This window comes from Bifidobacterium margollesii (genome assembly GCF_002860355.1).
GTDB lineage: Bacteria > Actinomycetota > Actinomycetes > Actinomycetales > Bifidobacteriaceae > Galliscardovia > Galliscardovia margollesii.
In genome coordinates, this window is record NZ_NMWU01000055.1 from 1 (window position 1) to 16,492 (window position 16,492).

25 protein-coding genes and 1 pseudogene are annotated in these 16,492 nt (G+C 68.4%); 22 read left to right on the forward strand and 4 right to left on the reverse strand.

Annotation, left to right across the window (positions count from 1 at the left end; genetic code table 11):
• Nucleotides 1-485 precede the first annotated feature (485 nt).
• The 18 genes from Uis1B_RS11305 to Uis1B_RS11390 all read left to right on the forward strand — a co-directional run bounded on the left by Uis1B_RS11305 (nt 486) and on the right by Uis1B_RS11390 (nt 9,673).
• Nucleotides 486-1,013: a hypothetical protein gene (locus tag Uis1B_RS11305; protein WP_101618344.1), complete on the forward strand. Its 528-nt coding sequence runs from the start codon at nt 486-488 to the stop codon at nt 1,011-1,013.
• A 63-nt stretch (nt 1,014-1,076) separates the two neighbouring features.
• Nucleotides 1,077-1,334, forward strand: a complete 258-nt coding sequence (locus Uis1B_RS11310) for a hypothetical protein (RefSeq protein ID WP_101618345.1) — start codon at nt 1,077-1,079, stop codon at nt 1,332-1,334.
• 134 nt (nt 1,335-1,468) lie between these two features.
• Entirely contained in the window at nt 1,469-1,786 is a 318-nt protein-coding gene (locus tag Uis1B_RS11315) for a hypothetical protein (protein ID WP_101618346.1), read from the forward strand.
• 510 nt (nt 1,787-2,296) lie between these two features.
• A complete protein-coding gene (locus Uis1B_RS11320; RefSeq protein WP_101618347.1) occupies nt 2,297-3,052 on the forward strand; it encodes a magnesium chelatase domain-containing protein in 756 nt (251 codons plus the stop codon).
• A gap of 499 nt (nt 3,053-3,551) precedes the next feature.
• Nucleotides 3,552-4,109, forward strand: coding sequence for a hypothetical protein (locus Uis1B_RS11325; RefSeq protein WP_101618348.1), 558 nt, complete (start codon nt 3,552-3,554; stop codon nt 4,107-4,109).
• 63 nt (nt 4,110-4,172) lie between these two features.
• Entirely contained in the window at nt 4,173-4,547 is a 375-nt protein-coding gene (locus tag Uis1B_RS11330; RefSeq protein ID WP_101618349.1) for a hypothetical protein, read from the forward strand.
• Nucleotides 4,548-4,628: 81 nt separating this feature from the next.
• Entirely contained in the window at nt 4,629-4,874 is a 246-nt protein-coding gene (locus Uis1B_RS11335; protein ID WP_165782878.1) for a hypothetical protein, read from the forward strand.
• Nucleotides 4,871-5,170 carry a hypothetical protein gene (locus tag Uis1B_RS11340; protein ID WP_101618351.1) on the forward strand — a complete coding sequence of 100 codons (300 nt, stop codon included), beginning with the start codon at nt 4,871-4,873 and terminating at the stop codon, nt 5,168-5,170. The genes Uis1B_RS11335 and Uis1B_RS11340 overlap by 4 nt, the downstream gene beginning before the upstream one ends.
• A gap of 508 nt (nt 5,171-5,678) precedes the next feature.
• On the forward strand, nt 5,679-6,146 hold the full coding sequence (locus tag Uis1B_RS11345) for a hypothetical protein (RefSeq protein ID WP_101618352.1): 468 nt from the start codon (nt 5,679-5,681) through the stop codon (nt 6,144-6,146).
• A 120-nt stretch (nt 6,147-6,266) separates the two neighbouring features.
• Entirely contained in the window at nt 6,267-6,521 is a 255-nt protein-coding gene (locus Uis1B_RS11350) for a hypothetical protein (protein ID WP_101618353.1), read from the forward strand.
• Nucleotides 6,518-6,859 carry a hypothetical protein gene (locus tag Uis1B_RS11355; protein ID WP_101618354.1) on the forward strand — a complete coding sequence of 114 codons (342 nt, stop codon included), beginning with the start codon at nt 6,518-6,520 and terminating at the stop codon, nt 6,857-6,859. Before Uis1B_RS11350 ends, Uis1B_RS11355 begins: the two co-directional genes overlap by 4 nt.
• Nucleotides 6,856-7,416 (forward strand): single-stranded DNA-binding protein, encoded by a 561-nt coding sequence (locus tag Uis1B_RS11360; protein WP_133124939.1) that lies wholly within the window; start codon nt 6,856-6,858, stop codon nt 7,414-7,416. Before Uis1B_RS11355 ends, Uis1B_RS11360 begins: the two co-directional genes overlap by 4 nt.
• A 20-nt stretch (nt 7,417-7,436) precedes the next feature.
• On the forward strand, nt 7,437-7,634 hold the full coding sequence (locus tag Uis1B_RS11365; protein WP_101618356.1) for a hypothetical protein: 198 nt from the start codon (nt 7,437-7,439) through the stop codon (nt 7,632-7,634).
• Entirely contained in the window at nt 7,631-7,951 is a 321-nt protein-coding gene (locus Uis1B_RS11370) for a hypothetical protein (protein WP_101618357.1), read from the forward strand. The genes Uis1B_RS11365 and Uis1B_RS11370 overlap by 4 nt, the downstream gene beginning before the upstream one ends.
• A 134-nt stretch (nt 7,952-8,085) precedes the next feature.
• Nucleotides 8,086-8,439: a hypothetical protein gene (locus Uis1B_RS11375; protein ID WP_133124940.1), complete on the forward strand. Its 354-nt coding sequence runs from the start codon at nt 8,086-8,088 to the stop codon at nt 8,437-8,439.
• Complete coding sequence (locus Uis1B_RS11380) at nt 8,436-8,837, forward strand: hypothetical protein (protein ID WP_101618359.1); 402 nt, start codon at nt 8,436-8,438, stop codon at nt 8,835-8,837. The genes Uis1B_RS11375 and Uis1B_RS11380 overlap by 4 nt, the downstream gene beginning before the upstream one ends.
• Complete coding sequence (locus tag Uis1B_RS11385; protein WP_101618360.1) at nt 8,834-9,298, forward strand: hypothetical protein; 465 nt, start codon at nt 8,834-8,836, stop codon at nt 9,296-9,298. The genes Uis1B_RS11380 and Uis1B_RS11385 overlap by 4 nt, the downstream gene beginning before the upstream one ends.
• A 159-nt stretch (nt 9,299-9,457) precedes the next feature.
• Nucleotides 9,458-9,673: a hypothetical protein gene (locus tag Uis1B_RS11390; RefSeq protein WP_101618361.1), complete on the forward strand. Its 216-nt coding sequence runs from the start codon at nt 9,458-9,460 to the stop codon at nt 9,671-9,673.
• Nucleotides 9,674-9,746: 73 nt separating this feature from the next.
• Here Uis1B_RS11390 and Uis1B_RS11395 read toward each other — a convergent pair whose 3' ends face one another.
• The 4 genes from Uis1B_RS11395 to Uis1B_RS11410 form a co-directional block, all read right to left on the reverse strand.
• Nucleotides 9,747-10,256: a hypothetical protein gene (locus tag Uis1B_RS11395; RefSeq protein ID WP_101618362.1), complete on the reverse strand. Its 510-nt coding sequence runs from the start codon at nt 10,254-10,256 to the stop codon at nt 9,747-9,749.
• 23 nt (nt 10,257-10,279) lie between these two features.
• Nucleotides 10,280-10,780, reverse strand: coding sequence for a hypothetical protein (locus Uis1B_RS11400; RefSeq protein WP_101618363.1), 501 nt, complete (start codon nt 10,778-10,780; stop codon nt 10,280-10,282).
• The gene (locus Uis1B_RS11405; RefSeq protein ID WP_101618364.1) at nt 10,777-11,532 is read right to left on the reverse strand and encodes a TIGR04255 family protein; all 756 of its coding nucleotides are present in this window, start codon (nt 11,530-11,532) and stop codon (nt 10,777-10,779) included. Before Uis1B_RS11405 ends, Uis1B_RS11400 begins: the two co-directional genes overlap by 4 nt.
• A 212-nt stretch (nt 11,533-11,744) precedes the next feature.
• A complete protein-coding gene (locus Uis1B_RS11410) occupies nt 11,745-12,146 on the reverse strand; it encodes a hypothetical protein (protein ID WP_101618365.1) in 402 nt (133 codons plus the stop codon).
• A 535-nt stretch (nt 12,147-12,681) separates the two neighbouring features.
• Here Uis1B_RS11410 and Uis1B_RS12110 point away from each other — a divergent pair.
• The 4 genes and pseudogenes from Uis1B_RS12110 to Uis1B_RS11430 all read left to right on the forward strand — a co-directional run.
• A complete protein-coding gene (locus Uis1B_RS12110; protein ID WP_165782879.1) occupies nt 12,682-13,110 on the forward strand; it encodes a MobC family plasmid mobilization relaxosome protein in 429 nt (142 codons plus the stop codon).
• On the forward strand, nt 13,107-14,570 hold the full coding sequence (locus tag Uis1B_RS11420) for a relaxase/mobilization nuclease domain-containing protein (protein WP_101618367.1): 1,464 nt from the start codon (nt 13,107-13,109) through the stop codon (nt 14,568-14,570). The genes Uis1B_RS12110 and Uis1B_RS11420 overlap by 4 nt, the downstream gene beginning before the upstream one ends.
• Nucleotides 14,571-14,620: 50 nt before the next feature.
• Nucleotides 14,621-15,763 carry a DUF3801 domain-containing protein gene (locus Uis1B_RS11425; RefSeq protein ID WP_165782880.1) on the forward strand — a complete coding sequence of 381 codons (1,143 nt, stop codon included), beginning with the start codon at nt 14,621-14,623 and terminating at the stop codon, nt 15,761-15,763.
• Between the two features lie 17 nt (nt 15,764-15,780).
• Nucleotides 15,781-16,492 (forward strand): annotated as a pseudogene (locus Uis1B_RS11430) (hypothetical protein); the annotation flags it as partial.

The window sequence follows — 16,492 nt, forward strand, 5'->3', positions numbered from 1 at the left end:
CTCCGCACGCCCCAGAGGGGCGGCTCCGGACCACACCGCCACGCGCCCATGCCGGCGGACCGCGGCCGGACACGTCAACCCGCGCCGCACGCGCCCCAAAGGGGCCGCCCGTCGCACGTTGACATGACGGCCCGCCGGCACGCCCGCGCGCAACCGGGCCCCAGGGGCCCGCGGAACGGGGAGCGCGCCCCGAAGAGGCGCGCCAACCCTACCACGGCCGCAATGCGCGGCCGACCGTCGCCCCAAGGGGCTCCCAGGGAGCCGGGCCGAAAGCCCGGCCGCCCCGAAACGATTTCCTTTTCGACCCTTCGCCTGACGGCGAACCGATCATAACCGCCAGCCACCCCGCGCCACGCACCTCGAAGAGCCTCCGGCCCTTCGGCGTGCTCGCGGGCCGGCCGACGGCTAACGCTGACGCTTGACCGAAAGGTCGAAAAGAAAAAATCCACGGGACCTGCGATCCCCAACCACCAAGGAGACACGACATGACCACCCTCACCGCCACCCGAACCACCACCATCGACGACACCGCATGGGACGACATCACCCGCGCCATCAACGGCGACCTCAACCCCGACGACATCGACGAAACCATCCTCCTCGCCATCGCCCAAGACCTCGCCGCCGGCGGCAAGCACGTCCGCGACGCGATCCTCGTCACCGCCATCGATCCCGACATCAACGCCCAGGAGGCCGCCGACATGGCCCGCCACCCGCACACGCCCGGCAACGCCCGCCTCACCAAGGACGCCATCATCGGCGCGTGGCGCCACGGCACCGCCGACACCGACCGCGCCCGCCGCGCCATCCGCCTCATCAGCAGAATCGGCCGCCGCGCCAACGCCAAGGCCCCCGCCCTCGCCATGCGCGCCTGCCTCGAATGGTTCGCCCTCGGCGACCCGTCCACCGCGGCCTCCGACGCGCTCGTGGCCCTCGCCATCGACCCCGACATCAGGCTCGCCGTCCTCGTCCTCGCCGCCGCCGAACACGGCATCGGACCACAGGCCGCCTGACCTAACCCGGCCGGGCCGCGCACCCCGCGGCCCGGCACCCCGACCCGCACGAAAGGAACACCGATGTTCGAGATACTCCTCCTCACCTCCATCTGCCTCACCGTATTCGGCGCGTTCGGCACAGCCGTCATCGCCCTCGAATACCTCATCGACCACGCCGACATGATCGCCACCGCCATCATCCTCGCCGCCGCCGTGGCCGTGACCGCGACCCGCCACGCAATCGAACGAGCACGCGGAACCATCGCCCGCAAAACCCGAAACGCCGCCGCGACCCACCCCCGCGCCGCCCGACGGATCACCGGCCAAGCCGGACGATAGACCATCCACGGGCCCCGGCACACCACCTCCGCCGGCCCGAGCGCCCCGTGCGGCGGCTCGCGGAACCCAACCACAACCACAAGGAGACACGACATGACCGACACGGCGACCCCGACCATCACGAAAGGAAAACCATGAGCATCAGCATCCGCATCGAAATCCACAACGACGATTCCACAGCCGGCGGGCACGGCTGGTGGTTCGAGACCGTCCCCTATACCTATCTGTACCCCACCTACACGGACAAGTCCGGTAATCAGTTCCGCCGGATCATCGAAGAGTCCGAACGCTACGAGGGTCACGACGAGGGTGGAGACGAGGACACCTACTATTACGCCGGCACGCTCACCGACCTCGCCAACGACCTCAAGGGAACCGAATACGAGGGATACGCGCCCAAAGCACCCGAAGGATACGAGACCGCGATCCTCGAAATCAGAATCCTCTACTAGACGCCGAACCATCGGCCGATAGACCGTGCGCGGGCCGCGACACACCATCGCCGCCGGCCCGCGCGCCCCGTGCGGCGGCTCGCGGAACCCCACTGGGTCCCGGCTCGCCGCCGCGCATCGACCAGGGCGATGCCGACCGGTCCCACGGGCATCGAGGCCGCGGACCGGACGCGGGAAGGGCGAGACCCTCCCCGCGACCCCACCGGGGGACGGGCCCGCCACGGCCGGCCCGTCCGACACGGCCGCCCGCGGCGCCCGCGGAACGGGGAGCACGCCCCGAAGGGGCGCGCCGCCACCGAGGAAAGCCGCCCGAACGGCTTTCGTTCTTTTCGACCCTTCGCCTGACGGCGAACCGATCATAACCGCCGTCCACCCCGCGCCACGCACCTCGAAGAGCCTCCGGCCCTTCGGCGTGCTCGCGGGCCGGACCGCGGCCAGCGCTGACGCTTGACCGAAAGGTCGAAAAGAAAAAATCCACGGGACCACGATCCCCACGAAAGGAGAACCACCATGCACGACGTGTCCACCGCCATCGCCATCAGCAACGGCAACATCATCGGAGTCGAGGCCTACCTCACGCCCGGACTGCCCTACTTCTCCATCACCGGTCTGAGCGACGTCAGCCGGTCCGACCTGCGATGGGCCATACAGACCGCGGTTGAATCAGCCGGACTGACATGGCCCGCATGCCGGATCACCGTCAACCTCAGCCCGGCCACCGCGCCCAAGAACCCCGACGAGGTCGCCGCCTCCATCGCCACGGCCGTCGCCGCCGCCATCCAAGGACGCACGGACCGCTACGCCGGCACCCCCATCATCGGCCTGCTCGGCCCCGACGGCCGGATCACGGCCGACCCCGGCGACCGGGACCGCCTCGCCAAGGCACGGGCACTCGGCTTCCGCCGTGTCGTCACCGCCGCCGACGAACCGAACCCGGAAGGCATGACCAGCCACCACGCCGCCACCCTCACCGAACTGCTCGCCATCGACCCCGGAAAAAACGAGCCGACCACGATCGAATTCCACGAAGGCGACCGCATCCAAACCCCATACGGGCCCGTCATCCACATCACCGGAGTGACCCCGAAGACCATCCGATACTCCGTCCACGAAACCAGCCCCCTCACCGGCAGGCCCGTCACCATCACCCGCCGCCGCGCACGCCGAACCGTCGAACGCATCCGACACGGCCGCACCGTGACCGTGGACACGTTCACCGACGGCGCGTTCACCTACAGCGCCGAGGAAACCGCACCACGGCACTGACACCCCGCGCGTACACGGCCGGAAGAAGACTCCCGGCCGCCCGCCGCGCATCGACCAGGGCGATGCCGACCGATCCCACGGGCATCGAGCCCGCGGACCGGACGCGGGAAGGACGAGACCCTCCCCGCGACCCCACCGGGGGACGGGCCCGCCACGGCCGGCCCGTCCGACACGGCCGCCCGCGGCGCCCGTGGAACAAGGAGCACGCCCAAGGGCGCGCCAACCCTCACACGGCCGCAATGCGCGACCGACCGTCGCCCCAAGGGGCTCCCAGGGAGCCGGGCCAAAAGCCCGGCCGCCCCAACGGGATTTCCTTTTCGACCCTTCGCCTGACGGCGAACCGATCATAACCGCCCCGCGACCCGCGCCACGCGGCCCGAAGCCAAGGCTTCGGCGTGCTCGCGGCCCGCGCGACGGCCAGCGCTGACGCTTGACCGAAAGGTCGAAAAGAAAAAATCCACGGGACCACGATCCCCAACCACCAAGGAGACACGACATCATGACCGACCTCAAGAGCATCGCCATCATCGACGACACCCACGCCATCCGGCTGCTCGGCGACCCCGACGCCGACAACCCCCTCGACTGGCCCGGCGACGCCCTCGAATCCACCGTCACCGGCCATGCCCGGAGCATCGACCCCGCCGCATGGACGCGACACGACCGCACCGACCCGTTGATCGACGCGATCACCGCGCACAACGAGGGCGACGCGCTCGAAACCGCGCTGGAACGCCACTACGAGCGCCGCGGCTGGACCAGCACCGTCATCGACCTCGAAGGCCCATCCCAAAGCGACTGGATCCGTCTGGTCGTCGCCACCGACCCCAAGCGGTACTGCCCGGCCGAACCATTCGCCCGGGGAGAGCTGACCTCATGGTGGCGCGGCGACGTCTACCGGATCGAACTGCTCAAGGCCGTCACATGGACCTCCGACGACGGCCGCGTCCGCACCGAATGGGAACCCATCGACTCCATCGGCGGAGTCTACCTCGACCAGCAGGAGGACTGGACCGAAACCGCCCGCCGGATGCTCGACATCCGACCCGCCGCCTGAGACGCAGAACCGGCCGCGCCGCCCGTGGCGGCGCGGCACCCCGACACGAAAGGAAACCTCGTCATGAACGACCAAGCAGCCATCGAATCCGCCACGCCGTACATCAACCCCGACGAATGCCGGTGCTGGAGACTCACTCCTGACTCCACCATCATCAGAATCATGGCCGGGCCCGGCATCAGGCTCGGCTACCGCATAGACCGCGAATGCTACGTCGGCATCCGCAAGGACGTCCTCTACATCGCCGACAGGAGCCAGCTGGAAGAGGACGAATACGACAGGCTCCCCGAGCTGCGCCTTGAGGACATCCGGGCCGTCAGGAAGGTTCGGTTCCTTGTCAGGGACGTGGACTTCCACTTCACCATCGGTCTGGAAGACCACCTGCTGATGGCGGTCAGCGGAGGACACGTCGTCATCACCGACCACCGCGGCCACTGAAACCCATACGCTCCCATGGATCGGGACGCCACCGAGACCATGGGAGCCCCATTCGGAGCATTCACCACGAAGGAGAACATCATGCGAATCATCAACTGCCATCTCGACGAGGACGGGAACAACCCGGCCATGAACCTCGCGGGACGCGACGCCTACCGCGAGACCATCGGATTCGGGGAATGGCACGGGCACCCCGTCGCCGTCATCGCCGAAGGCCGAGGCCGGATCATCGTCGGATGGGCGCCCGGATACGTCAGGGGCGCGAAACCCTTCCACGAGGAAAAGGTCGAGGAATACATCGACGAAGCGGAAGGACGCGATCGATGAGGACCTGGCATGACATCGCCAAGGAGCATCACGTTCCGATCCAGGACGTGATGGCGGCCGCCCGGGCCGTCGAAAAAATCGAAATCCCCCATTCCGTCATCGAACGGGACGAAAACGGCATCGGCTTCTCCACGGTGGAATACACCCGATGCTGGTTCGTCAACTCCGACTCCGGCGCCGGCTATGGTCACGCGTCCGACCGGCTTGGACGGGCCTACGCGCGAGGGGACACCCGCTGGCAGGCCGTCGAGAACGCCATCGCCAGGGGCTTCCGGGCCGACCGAAGCAACTGGTGACGCACGCCTGCACGCGGCAGGCCGCGAGGTCGGGAACGTCGGAGGACCCGGCCTCCGGACCAGGCACGGCCCGCACGCGCCCCGTGCGGCGGCTCGCGGAACCCCACGGGGTTCCGGCTCGCCGCCGCGCATCGGCCAGGGCGATGCCGACCGGTCCCACGGGCATCGAGCCCGCGGACCGGACGCGGGAGGGACGAGACCCTCCCCGCGACCCCACCGGGGGACGGGCCCGCCGCGGCAGGCCCGTCCGACGCCGGCGCCCGCGGCGCCCGCGGAACGGGGAGCACGCCCCAAAGGGGCGCGCCGCCATCGAGGAAAGCCGTCCGAACGGCTTTCGTTCTTTTCGACCCTTCGCCTGACGGCGAACCGATCATAACCGCCAGCCACCCCGCGCCACGCACTTCGAAGACCCTTCGGCGTGCTCGCGGGCCGGCAGACGGCTAACGCTGACGCTTGACCGAAAGGTCGAAAAGAAAAAATCCACGGGACCCAGCCAAGGAGACACGACATGCGATTCAACGACGGCATCTACAGCGAGATCCAGAGCTTCGACGCGGGGGAGTTCCTCGGCGTGCCATGCGACTCGGACCACGCCCTCGAATACGACCACCGGTGGGACGTCTACCGCCGACTGCAGATCAGGGAGGCCGGATACGACCCGGACGGACCCCTCACCGATGAGCAGGCCGACGAGGCCGACCTGACCGACATCTACGTCATCAACCGGATCGACGCGGACGGACTCCTGTACGACGCCCTCGGCGAATGGTACGGCAGCCGCCGCGACATCGTCAACCACGTCAGGAGCGCCGTCATCGCGACCGACCCCATGACGCCATGCCGCCGCTGGCTGTACTGGCCGACCGGCATCGGCTACGACACCATCAGCGCCGACCTGCTCGACCGGCCAGCCGACGGCAACGCCCGACGACAGCTCATCGACCTGCTCAACAACGACAGGCGGACCACCGCCTGAGCGAACGAACCGAAAGCCGACCCGCATCACGCGGGCGGCCGCATGAAGCGTACGAGGGGGCGGACGACCCCGCCCCCGACCGGCACACAATCGAACCAGCACCGACCGAAAGGAACCATCATGACCACCATCACCATCCGCCGCATGCTCGACGCCGGACTCACCCTGCACGGCACGCCCATCGACATCGTCCTCGACCGCCCCCAGGGCGTCGAAGGCGACCGCATCGGCAGCGTCTACGAGGAGGACCTGCCATGCGTCCCCGACTGGATCCTCGACGCACCACTCATCCTCATCGACGCGCGCGACCACGGGCGCCTCCGACTCGCCATCGACCCCGCCGGCCACAACCGGAAGGAGAACGATCGACGATGAGCGAACGACCCACCATGAACCTCACCATCGACATCACCGTGCCCGGCGACCTCGACACCGACACCGGATGGGCCACGGACCGGCACCTCACCACCCGACTGCCCCTCACCCTCGACCAGGCCACCCGGCTTCGCGACCTGCTCGACCGCGAGCTCGACCCCGCCGACACCGTCCGCCTGCGCAACAGCACCGCCATCATGTGGCAGACCCGATGCCGTCACACCCGCCTCATCGGCGAGACCCTCGACCGCATCGGCATCGACCGCGACGGACTGCGCATCCCCGACCAGGACCACGTCGTCGTCGGCTGGACCATCTACCCATGGCCCAACTGGTGACCCGAACCCAAACCAACCGACACCAACCGAAAGGAACCACGATCATGACCGACATCACCACTCCCACGCTGCGCGCCGACGGCAACATCGGACGCGAACCCGTCTACAAGGCAGGCGACGACCGGCGCCGCAGCTTCGCCGCGATCCGCCTGCTCAAATCCGAACGCCGCCGCAACCCCGAGACCCGACGGTGGGAGGACACCGGCGTCACGCTGGCCGTCACCCTCAAGGCGTTCGGCCCGACGGCCGACCTCATAGGCCGGCTCGCCGCCGACGGACGGCTCGCCAAGGGCACGCCCGTCGTTGCCACCGGACATCCCGACGCGCCCGAGACATGGACCGACCGGCAGGGCACGGTGCACGCCGACCCCGTCGTCATCATCGACACCATCGGCATCGACCTCATCCGCCAGGCGCGCGCCGAGGCCGCCAGAGCCCGCACCGCCGCGCCCGCCCCGGCCGGACCGGCCCAGGCACGTCCCGACGCGGACACCGCCCGCCGCTGGGAGGCCGACGACGAGACCGTCGACGGCTGGACCACCGACCCCGAATTCTGACCCAAGGAAAGGAGACCGACATGAACGACGACGCGAACGCCCGCGCCACGGACCCGGAGGAGGAGAGCGTATGGGTCACCCTGTCCCTGCCCGCCCGGCTCGTCCGCAGGCTCGCCGAGCGGGCCGACGGGCGGGGCATGAGACTCGACGACTACCTCGCCCTGATCGTCACGGGAGACGACGCGAACGGCGCCACGGACAAGGGAGGCCGGCCATGAGCCCGCGAACCTCGCCCCGCCACCGCAGACCCGCGCCATGCCCCGCATGCGGAGGGACGATCATCCACCGGTGGGGAGCTTCCCCGCTCCTCGACGACACGTCCACCGGACTGCACTTCATCTGCCCCGCCTGCGGCATCGACCTGATCATGGGATGCGTCCCGCGCCGCGGACGGGGACGCATCCGGAAACGCGACGGACGGGACGGAATCCTCGCCGCCGCGACCGCCGCATGGAACCGCACCGTCAACGACCGCAGGAAACGCGACATGCTGCTCGACCGGATGCGCCGCGCCGCGCGAGGGGAGACCGCATAATGAAGGGACACTACTGGATAGGCATCCGAATCGACGAGCGGGCGCCCAGAGGCGACGAGGCCATCCGCGCCCTGGCCACGGTCCGCTTCCGCCGGCCGGCCGGGGACGGGCCCCTGCTCGTCGGAGCGGACTGCATGATCGAACCATGGGCCGCGCCCGTCGCCCGCCGCATCGCCCACGGGCTCACCCACATCGCCGACGACCTAGCCGACGAGCTCGACGAGACATGCGGGCGGGACGCGCCGGACCCGACGATCCTGCCTCCCAACGCCTGGCTCAGACCGCTCGGCGACGGGAGCATCCCCGAACCAGAAGGCTGCATCGCCGCCCTCGACATCGGCGAGAACAGGTCGTACCTCCTCGCCCTGCCGGCAGGGGACCCCGACGTTCTCGCCGGGATCATGATCGCCGCCGCCGCGCTCGGCCAGATCATCGAGAACCGGTACGGCGTCGAACCCTGCGGCAGGCCCGGAAGGGAGATGCCATGAACCAGGCGAGGACACTGACCGAAGGGGATCGGCTCATGCTGGCCGAACGCCCCGAGATCATCCGCGTCGGCCGGACCGGCCGCATCCGCTGGGCGCCCTGGTTCAAACGCGAGTTCACCGACCGGTACGCGCGCGGAGAAACCCCGACCGCGATCTTCCGCGACCACGGGCTCGGCCCCGAACTCATCGGAGCCAAACGCATCGAACGGGCAGCCGCACGATGGCGGAACCGTCCCGCCGCACGCCGACCGGCCGCCCACGGGACGAAACGACGGACCCGTGACGAGTCCGGCCCCGGCCGAGGCCTCATCGACGTGATCGCCGCGCAGAGCGAACGGATCAACGCGCTCGAACGACGGATCCACGAACTCGAAGCCACGGAGGAGGACAGGCCATGAGCGCGCTGACCGGCGGCATCGTCGTATCGGGCAACCTCGCCGCGCCGCCCGCATGCTTCCCCGCCCGCGACGGCATGCCCGCCATGAGCGACATGCGGCTGCTCACCCGACGCCGACGCCGCGACCCCGCCACCGGCGAATGGGTCACGCTCGACGAACCCGCCCTGACGATCGTGCGCTGCTACCGGAGCATGGCCGACACCGTCGCCCGGCTCGCCGAGTCCGGCGGGCTGCCCGTCGGCGCCCCGCTCATCGTCGTCGGCGCCGTGGCCGACAGCCCGGAACTATGGTTCCGCGACGACGGCGCAGCCCAGGCCGCGAACCTCATGATCGGCGAACGCATCGGCCTCGACCTCATCGCCATGCGGCGACGCGAGGACGCCCGGGCGCGCACGGGAGGCGGAACCGTCACGGACGGCACGCGGACGGAGGAGGACACCGGCGGCCGGACCGTCGCATGAGCACCTCCTCCCGACCGATGGCGAACCGCACCATGGCACGCCCGCCGACCGGACGCAACCGGCCCGCGCCCGCCCCGAAGGGGTCGGCGCGTTCCGGCATGACGCCCGGCCGCCCGGCGCGCCCGTGGGCGAATCGTCATCGACCGAAAGGAGACACCCATGACCAAGAACGACCACGCCCACCTGCACCTCATCTACCTGCCCATCAGCTGCCGGTGGTGCTTCACCCTCACCGGCAACGACATCATCCCCATGCTGGACCAGCAGACCTTCGACTCGCCCGAGGACGCGGGCCGGTGGATCAAACCCCTCGGCCTGGAACTCAGGGGACGATGCGTCATCACCGTCGGACCCAACCCGTTCGGACGGGACTGACCCGCGTGGGGCGGATCCCATCGGGATCCGCCCCACGCCGTGAAACGGCCGTCATCGTGGAGCCCGATCTGATTCAAACGTCCTCGCCGGCCGGTGTCTGGCGGTCGAGCGGGATGACGTCGCCGCACCGGTCGAACAGATCATCGTAGATGGATTTCAGTTTTCTCCGCAGGCCCTCGGACATGGTCCTGCCGGGCTCGGGGAACTCCTCCGGAGATATGCAGGGAAGAGTGAGATTCGCATGTCCCAGATAGACGCTTCTATCGTCCTCGACATCCAGAGCCTGCCGATCGTCATACGGAATGGCACGGGCGTCGCCCGCCGTGAAGGGAACCAGAGCGATCGCATTCGGCACGTCCTTCGCATGAAGGGCGACCCCACCGGCTCCGATGGACTGTCGGATCAGCGAGGAATCATGCTCGGACCTATGCGGGCGAAACAGCTGCATGGGACTGATGTCCCCGCGACGGAACGGCTCGCCTACATGCTTCCTCCTTCGGGAATAGAAGCCCTGCGGATCACGCAGCACGCGCAACACAACCTCGCCATCCGCGATGGTCAATGGAAGATCATGCGATTCCATATGAGAGAGCCACCTTTTTGGCGTCATACGCGGCTGGACGCGTATTCATGAGCGAGACGCATGACCTCCGTCCGCACATTCCCAGATCGGGGATCGATCCAATGTTCCCGTCCCGAAAGGCATATCAGTCCGGATATACCGTCCGTGCCGGTCTCGAACGACAACTCGTTGTTCCGATCACGGCGGAGTGAGAACTCGACGGTGCCGTTGTCGGTGGGCCAGATCATCAGATCCGTCAGGTCGAGGCCGGAATCCCTGAGATACCCCGCCAGAAGAAACGCATTGGAGACGGACTGGCTGAATGGTTTGAGGGCGCCGTCCCCGTCGAAGTCCTCCGGGAGTCGCCCGATGTCGATCAGGGTCTTCTCGATCCGGTCCCATGCCTTGCTCCGGACCATGGAGGAGTATTCACGATTTCGGACCTTTGCGCCGGCGAGGGATCTCGGAATCGCACGGATGGTTCCGTTCGATCCCCTGCCGGATCTGAGAAGCGGATCAGCGGGAACGGTCAGAAGGTCTGTCATGATAGTTCTCCTCCACGGAATCGGTCCTGAATCGGTTCGATGAGGTCGAAGAACACGCTGTCGGCGACGCCATGAATCTCATCGAGGACGGATGCCAGATCCGCGGATGCATCGATATCGTGCCGGTAGACGGAAACGTCGCAGATGACCGACTGGCCGGATCCGAACAGATCGGCTTCTCCTATGTTCAGATCAACGGCGAGATCGGTCCTGATCCTGCGGGAGAAGTCATAGAAGCATCCGACTTCGTCGGGATCGCGGAAGACCCCGATTCGGCGGGGAGCCGCGATGGGCAGTCCGAGATCCTCACGGAGGAAAGACCGTGCCGTGCCTCCCGCGAAGTGATCGGGACGGAAACGATCCACATAGCGAAGAACGGTCAGTCGGATATGATCCGACTGGGCTTGCATCATGTCGTTCAGCGCGCGGACGATCCGCATCGACTCGGAGCGGAAACCGCTCCAGGTCTGATAGGTGTCATCGCTGATCAGTCGCAGCTCGCCGTGCAGCAGGAGCCATGAATACCGAGAGTCGTTGATCGAGTATGAGGCACGGTACGAGTCCGAGTCGCTCTCCGGGTCATCGGAAAGAACCGTTCTCTCGTACTCCACGTCATGTATTCCCTTGGACAAGAGCTCCTTGAGAGCAAGGTGACTGATAACGGCCGTGTTTTTTTCGTCTCCCCATAGGAGCCTCAGCTCGGTGCGGATCAGCGGAGCGTTATCGAGATGAGATCGTTGAATGTTCGCCATCGTCTCCTCCTTTTCCGGTCCCGTTCATTACGGATAACCCTACTCCATGAGGAGGCGACCGGATTCCGTGTATCTCATGTTCAGGTCCGCGAGACCACGCGTCGGGACTGGGGATCATTCAGGGTCCGCGACGCCTCGGCGTCGCGGACCCTGTCCTTTCCCGCCGGGTCATCCCATCATCATCGGATCCGGCGGGAAGCTGAGGACGGGTTTCAGTCGTGATCCCCGTCGCCGGCGAACCACGAGCCATCGGATCCGGCGTCGACGCCGCCCGCATCCGACGTCGACGGAACCGCGGCCCCGTCGCCGTCGCCGCTTCCGTCTCCCTCGCCGTCGTCCGCCCCGTCGGACGGGGTCGGATCCGGTCCGAACAGGATCCGCCGTTCGGGAGCGGTGAGCCCGGCCAGCAGGGCGACTTCGTCGCGCGAATACCCCCAGTCGCCGGTCAGGCTCCCGGCGGCCGACCACGCGTCGTGCTCGGCCGCGCGCAGCGCGGCCATCGCATCGGCAAGCGCGTCGATCGACCGTCGCTGACGGTCCAGCTCCTCCAGCCGGTTGCGGAACCCGTCCTGGGCGAGCATCGCCCTGCGGGTCATCTTCGGTTTCGTCACCATGGGACTTCTCCTTTCGTTGCGTACGGATGGGCGGACAATCCCCACCCGCATCGGCGTGACAATCACGTCGTGAAAGGAGGCTACCCATGAATCGAAACGATCCCGTCCGCCCCGCCGTACTCCATGCGACGGCATGTCCCCGAAGGACTCCCGGAAGGACCCGCAGGCGCGGGGAGACCGGGTTCGGGAGGAGGCCCGAAAACCGGGGGAGAGAGGGGACAGCCAGCATTGCATCCGTGGCCACGGATGCGACTTCGCGCGTTCGCGCGCAGTGCTGTCCGGGAGACCCGGGCCCCGTAGTCGGCTGCGCCTCCGTGGGTTCCGCGGGGCGCGGAACCCGGTGTTCGAGTGTCGTCGGGCGCGGGCCCGCGGGGTCGGTGCGGCGTCGTTTTCGTGGCCGTGCGGGCGTCGTCGCGGGGCGGTTCGAGTGTCGTCGGCGTGCTGGTTTCGGGGTCGGGCCGGCGTGTTTTCCGGTCCGGTTCGGTGTCGTTTTCGTGGCCGTGGCGGGGTCGGGTCGGGCTTGGTTCGTGGCCGGTTGCGGCTTGTTTTCGAGTGGGGTGGTGGCGTGATGGGCGGCTGGCTGGAGGGTCGCAGGCGCAACGTCTGCCGCAAGATCATGTTCACCGAGGAGGAGTGGGGGCGGGTCGAGGCGCGGTGGCAGGCGTGGAAATACACGGACCTGCACGGCGAGTCCGCGCGCTTCTCCGACTGGGCGCGGCGCATGCTCACGGACGGCCGGATCGTCCGTCTCACGGTCATGTTCGACCCCGCGGCCATCCGCGGCGAGCTCGCGGCGATCGGCAACAACGTCAACCAGATCGCCCGCACGGCGAACACGTACCACACCGTCTCCGAGGCGCGGATCCGCGAGGTGCGGGACGCGCAGCGGCGCATCGAGGACCTGTTCCAGGCCATGAGCGACGACTACCGCAAGCGGCTCGACGAGGAGGGAGTCACGTCATGACCTACGTCAAGATCGGCGAGATCCACCGCACCCTGCCGCGCGCGATCCGCTACATCATCAACCCCGACAAGACCGACGACGGCGCATGGGTGAGCACGAACTTCACCAGGAAAACGGCCCCGGAACGGGTCGCGGACATCATGCTCGCCGACGTCGACGCGGCCGTCGGAGGCCGCGGACGGAACGGCGTGCTCGCCTACCACGTCATCCAGTCGTTCGACCCGGACGACCCGGTCACGCCCGAACTCGTCCACGAGCTCGGCCGCGAGTTCGCCGACCGGATCACCGAGGGCAAGTACAAGTACGTCATCGCCACGCACGGCGACAGGGACCACCTGCACAACCACATCATCATCTGCTCGACCAGCGACGTCGACCGGCGGAAGATGCGCGTCATCCCATCGAAGAACCCCCGGAACTGCACCCTCAAGCAGTGGCGGGAGATCAGCGACGAGATCACCCGGCGCGAGGGACTGCACGTCATCCGTACCGATCCCGACCATCCGAAGTACGCGCACGGCGGCATGGCCGGACTCTACCCGGCCGCCCGCGGCGCCGGCAGCAAGGACCAGCTGCGCCGCCGCATCGACATGGCCGCCGGCCGCGCCCGCGACTTCGACGGGTTCCGCCGCGAGCTCGAAGCGAACGGCGTCACCGTCACCGTCCGAGGCCGCCACCTGACCTTCGAAAGCCTCGACACCGGGTTCCGCTGCCGCGACAGCCGGCTCGGCCAGGCCTACGACATGACCAACATCATGGCCCGGATCGGCCGCACCACCCTCGTCCAGATCAACTTCAACCGCTCGCTCATCGCCCGCCGGCGCGACGACGGCACCATGCTCGTCCGCCTGCCCGGCACCAGGGGAGCCGAACACGTCGCCATCCGCGAGGACGAATGCATCACCGACGGCAAGACCTACATGGCGTTCCTCGCCAGCGGCGCCGAACGCATCATCACCGACCGGCGCGACCGGTACATCAGGGCCGTCGAGGCGGAAAGCCTGTACGCATGGTTCGAGCCTCCCGACCTCGACCTGACCGGACTCGAAACCCGCACGATACGCCCCGACATCGGCGCCAGCGACGCCCAACGCCGCTGGTACCGATGGCAGGCCAGGAGACTCGACGACCTCGACCGCACCGGCCGCGCCCTCATCGCCGCGAACCGGTGGGGAGGCGAGACCGGCGACTGGAACACCGCCATCGACCGGCTCGAACGCGAGATCCGCGCCGAGCGCGCCGAACTCCAGGGCGTGCTCGTCGCCATCGCCGACCGGCACGAAACCGACGGGGACGACGCGCCCGACGAGCCCATCGACACCGATCCCGAGATCCGCGAACGCACCGAACGCCTCCAACGCCTGAGCCTCGACCTCAAGGCCCTGCGCGACGAACAGCGGCGACTGCGCGAGCGGAACGACGGAGGAAAGGAGCGCCGCGGCACACGCCGCAGAACGTAACCGCCACCCGGAACACCACCAACCCGACATCAACGGAAAGGAACACCACCATGGACGGAGAAGCCATCGAAATGGAGGAGCGCCAGCTCCTCAAACAGGCCGCGAGCCTGACCATCCGACTCACCGGACGGGGCGCGCTGCAGCTGGCCAGACTGCTCGTGCAGATCGCCAAATGGCCCTTCCAGCGGGATCCCCAGACCAAGGAGAACCGGCGCAAGGGCCGCCGGCTGAGCGAACGCGAACTGCAGCACACCGCCGACGGGGGCGTCAAGATCACCCGGATCAGCCCCGACGACGCCCGGCGCATCACCCGCGAACTGAAGAAGGCCGGCATCGACTTCCACGTCGAGAAGGCCCGCGGAGACGTGTGGTACCTGCACTTCGAAGGCAAGAGCATCGACCACCTCCAGCACGTCCTCGAACGCGTCGGCATCCTCGACCACAACGCCCTCGCCGAGACCACGCCCGACGAGCCCGCGGCCGATACCAGACAGATCCCCGTCGTGGAACAGGCCACGCCCGACGAGCCCGAACCCGTCACCGCCGAGATCCCCAAAACCGGGAAAACCGAAGGAAGGAACGCCGGCGAACCGGAACCCGACGGAAAGACGGCCGGGCAACGGGAACCGTCCAAGGCGGACGGGCCTGACCCATGGGCCGAAGCCGTCGCCGCCGACGCCGAACGGCGCGCCGCGACGAGGAACGAACCCGCCATCGACCCGCTCACCGGCGACCGCGTCAACCCCGACTACCCCCAGCCCGGATGGCCCGAGCCCGAACCCGTCACCGCCGAGATTCCCAAAACCGGGAAGACCGAAGGGAGGAACGCGGACGAACCCGAACCCGTCGGAAAGACGGCCGGGCAACGGGAACCGTCCAAGGCGGACGGCCCCGACCCGTGGGCCGAGACCATCGCCGCCGACGCCGCACGGGACGCGAACCGCCCGGCGCGCACCGCCGGGAGCAACGGCGGACGCGAGCCCGAACCCGTCACCGCCGAGATCCCCCGAACAGGGAAAACCGAAGGGAAGACCAGGACGGCCGTCGAGGACGCGAAGGCCGACGTCAGGAAGCGGCTGCGCGGCGAGATCGAGACCCGCGCCCAACGCAAGCTCGCCGAATCCAAACGCCGAGCCCCCACGCACGCCAGAAACGTCCCCGACATCAACACCCCGCACCGAGGCCGCAAATGAACGAAAGGAGCCCCGACATGAACCAGCCGACGAAACCCGACGCGCCGACCGCAGACGACGGACGCGGCCCGGCCCGGACCCGAGCCGAACGATGGCCCCGCGTCAACCTGCCCAACCGGCTCGTCCGCCCCTACACGCACCGAGACCGGACCGGGCGCGAATGGCAGAAGGCCATCGTCAACATCCCCTCCGGCACCGAGATCGACGGCGTCCGTCTCGACGGATACAGCCTCGACACGTTCCTCAACCCGCACGCCGCCGCCCAGAAGCTCAACGGCAACGACGTGACCATCAGCTTCAAGCCCGGCGACGGCGTCCGCCTGTTCAAGGGCCGCGGCGAGGCGCAGACCACGCTCGACGTCACCGACCCGTGGAGACTGTGCACCGCGATCAGACGCTCCCGCGACCAGTGGAAGACGCGCCACGCGGCCGACGACCCGAACGCCGGACAGGACCCATGGCAGAGCGTCCATGGGCACCTCGCCGCCCTCCTCGAACCGGCACGGGACGCCCCGACCACGCAGGCCACGGATCTCGCACGCCTCACCGCCCGCACCGACCCGCAGGGCCTCGAACGCGTCGCCGGGCACGCCGCCGAGGCCTACATCGACGGCCGCTGGGCGCCCGCCGCGACCCTCGACGAGCTCACCGACATCACCCGCACGACCGCCCGGACGGCCGGCGCCCCGGCCGACGAGCCGACCATCCGACAGGCCGCCGAACAGCTCA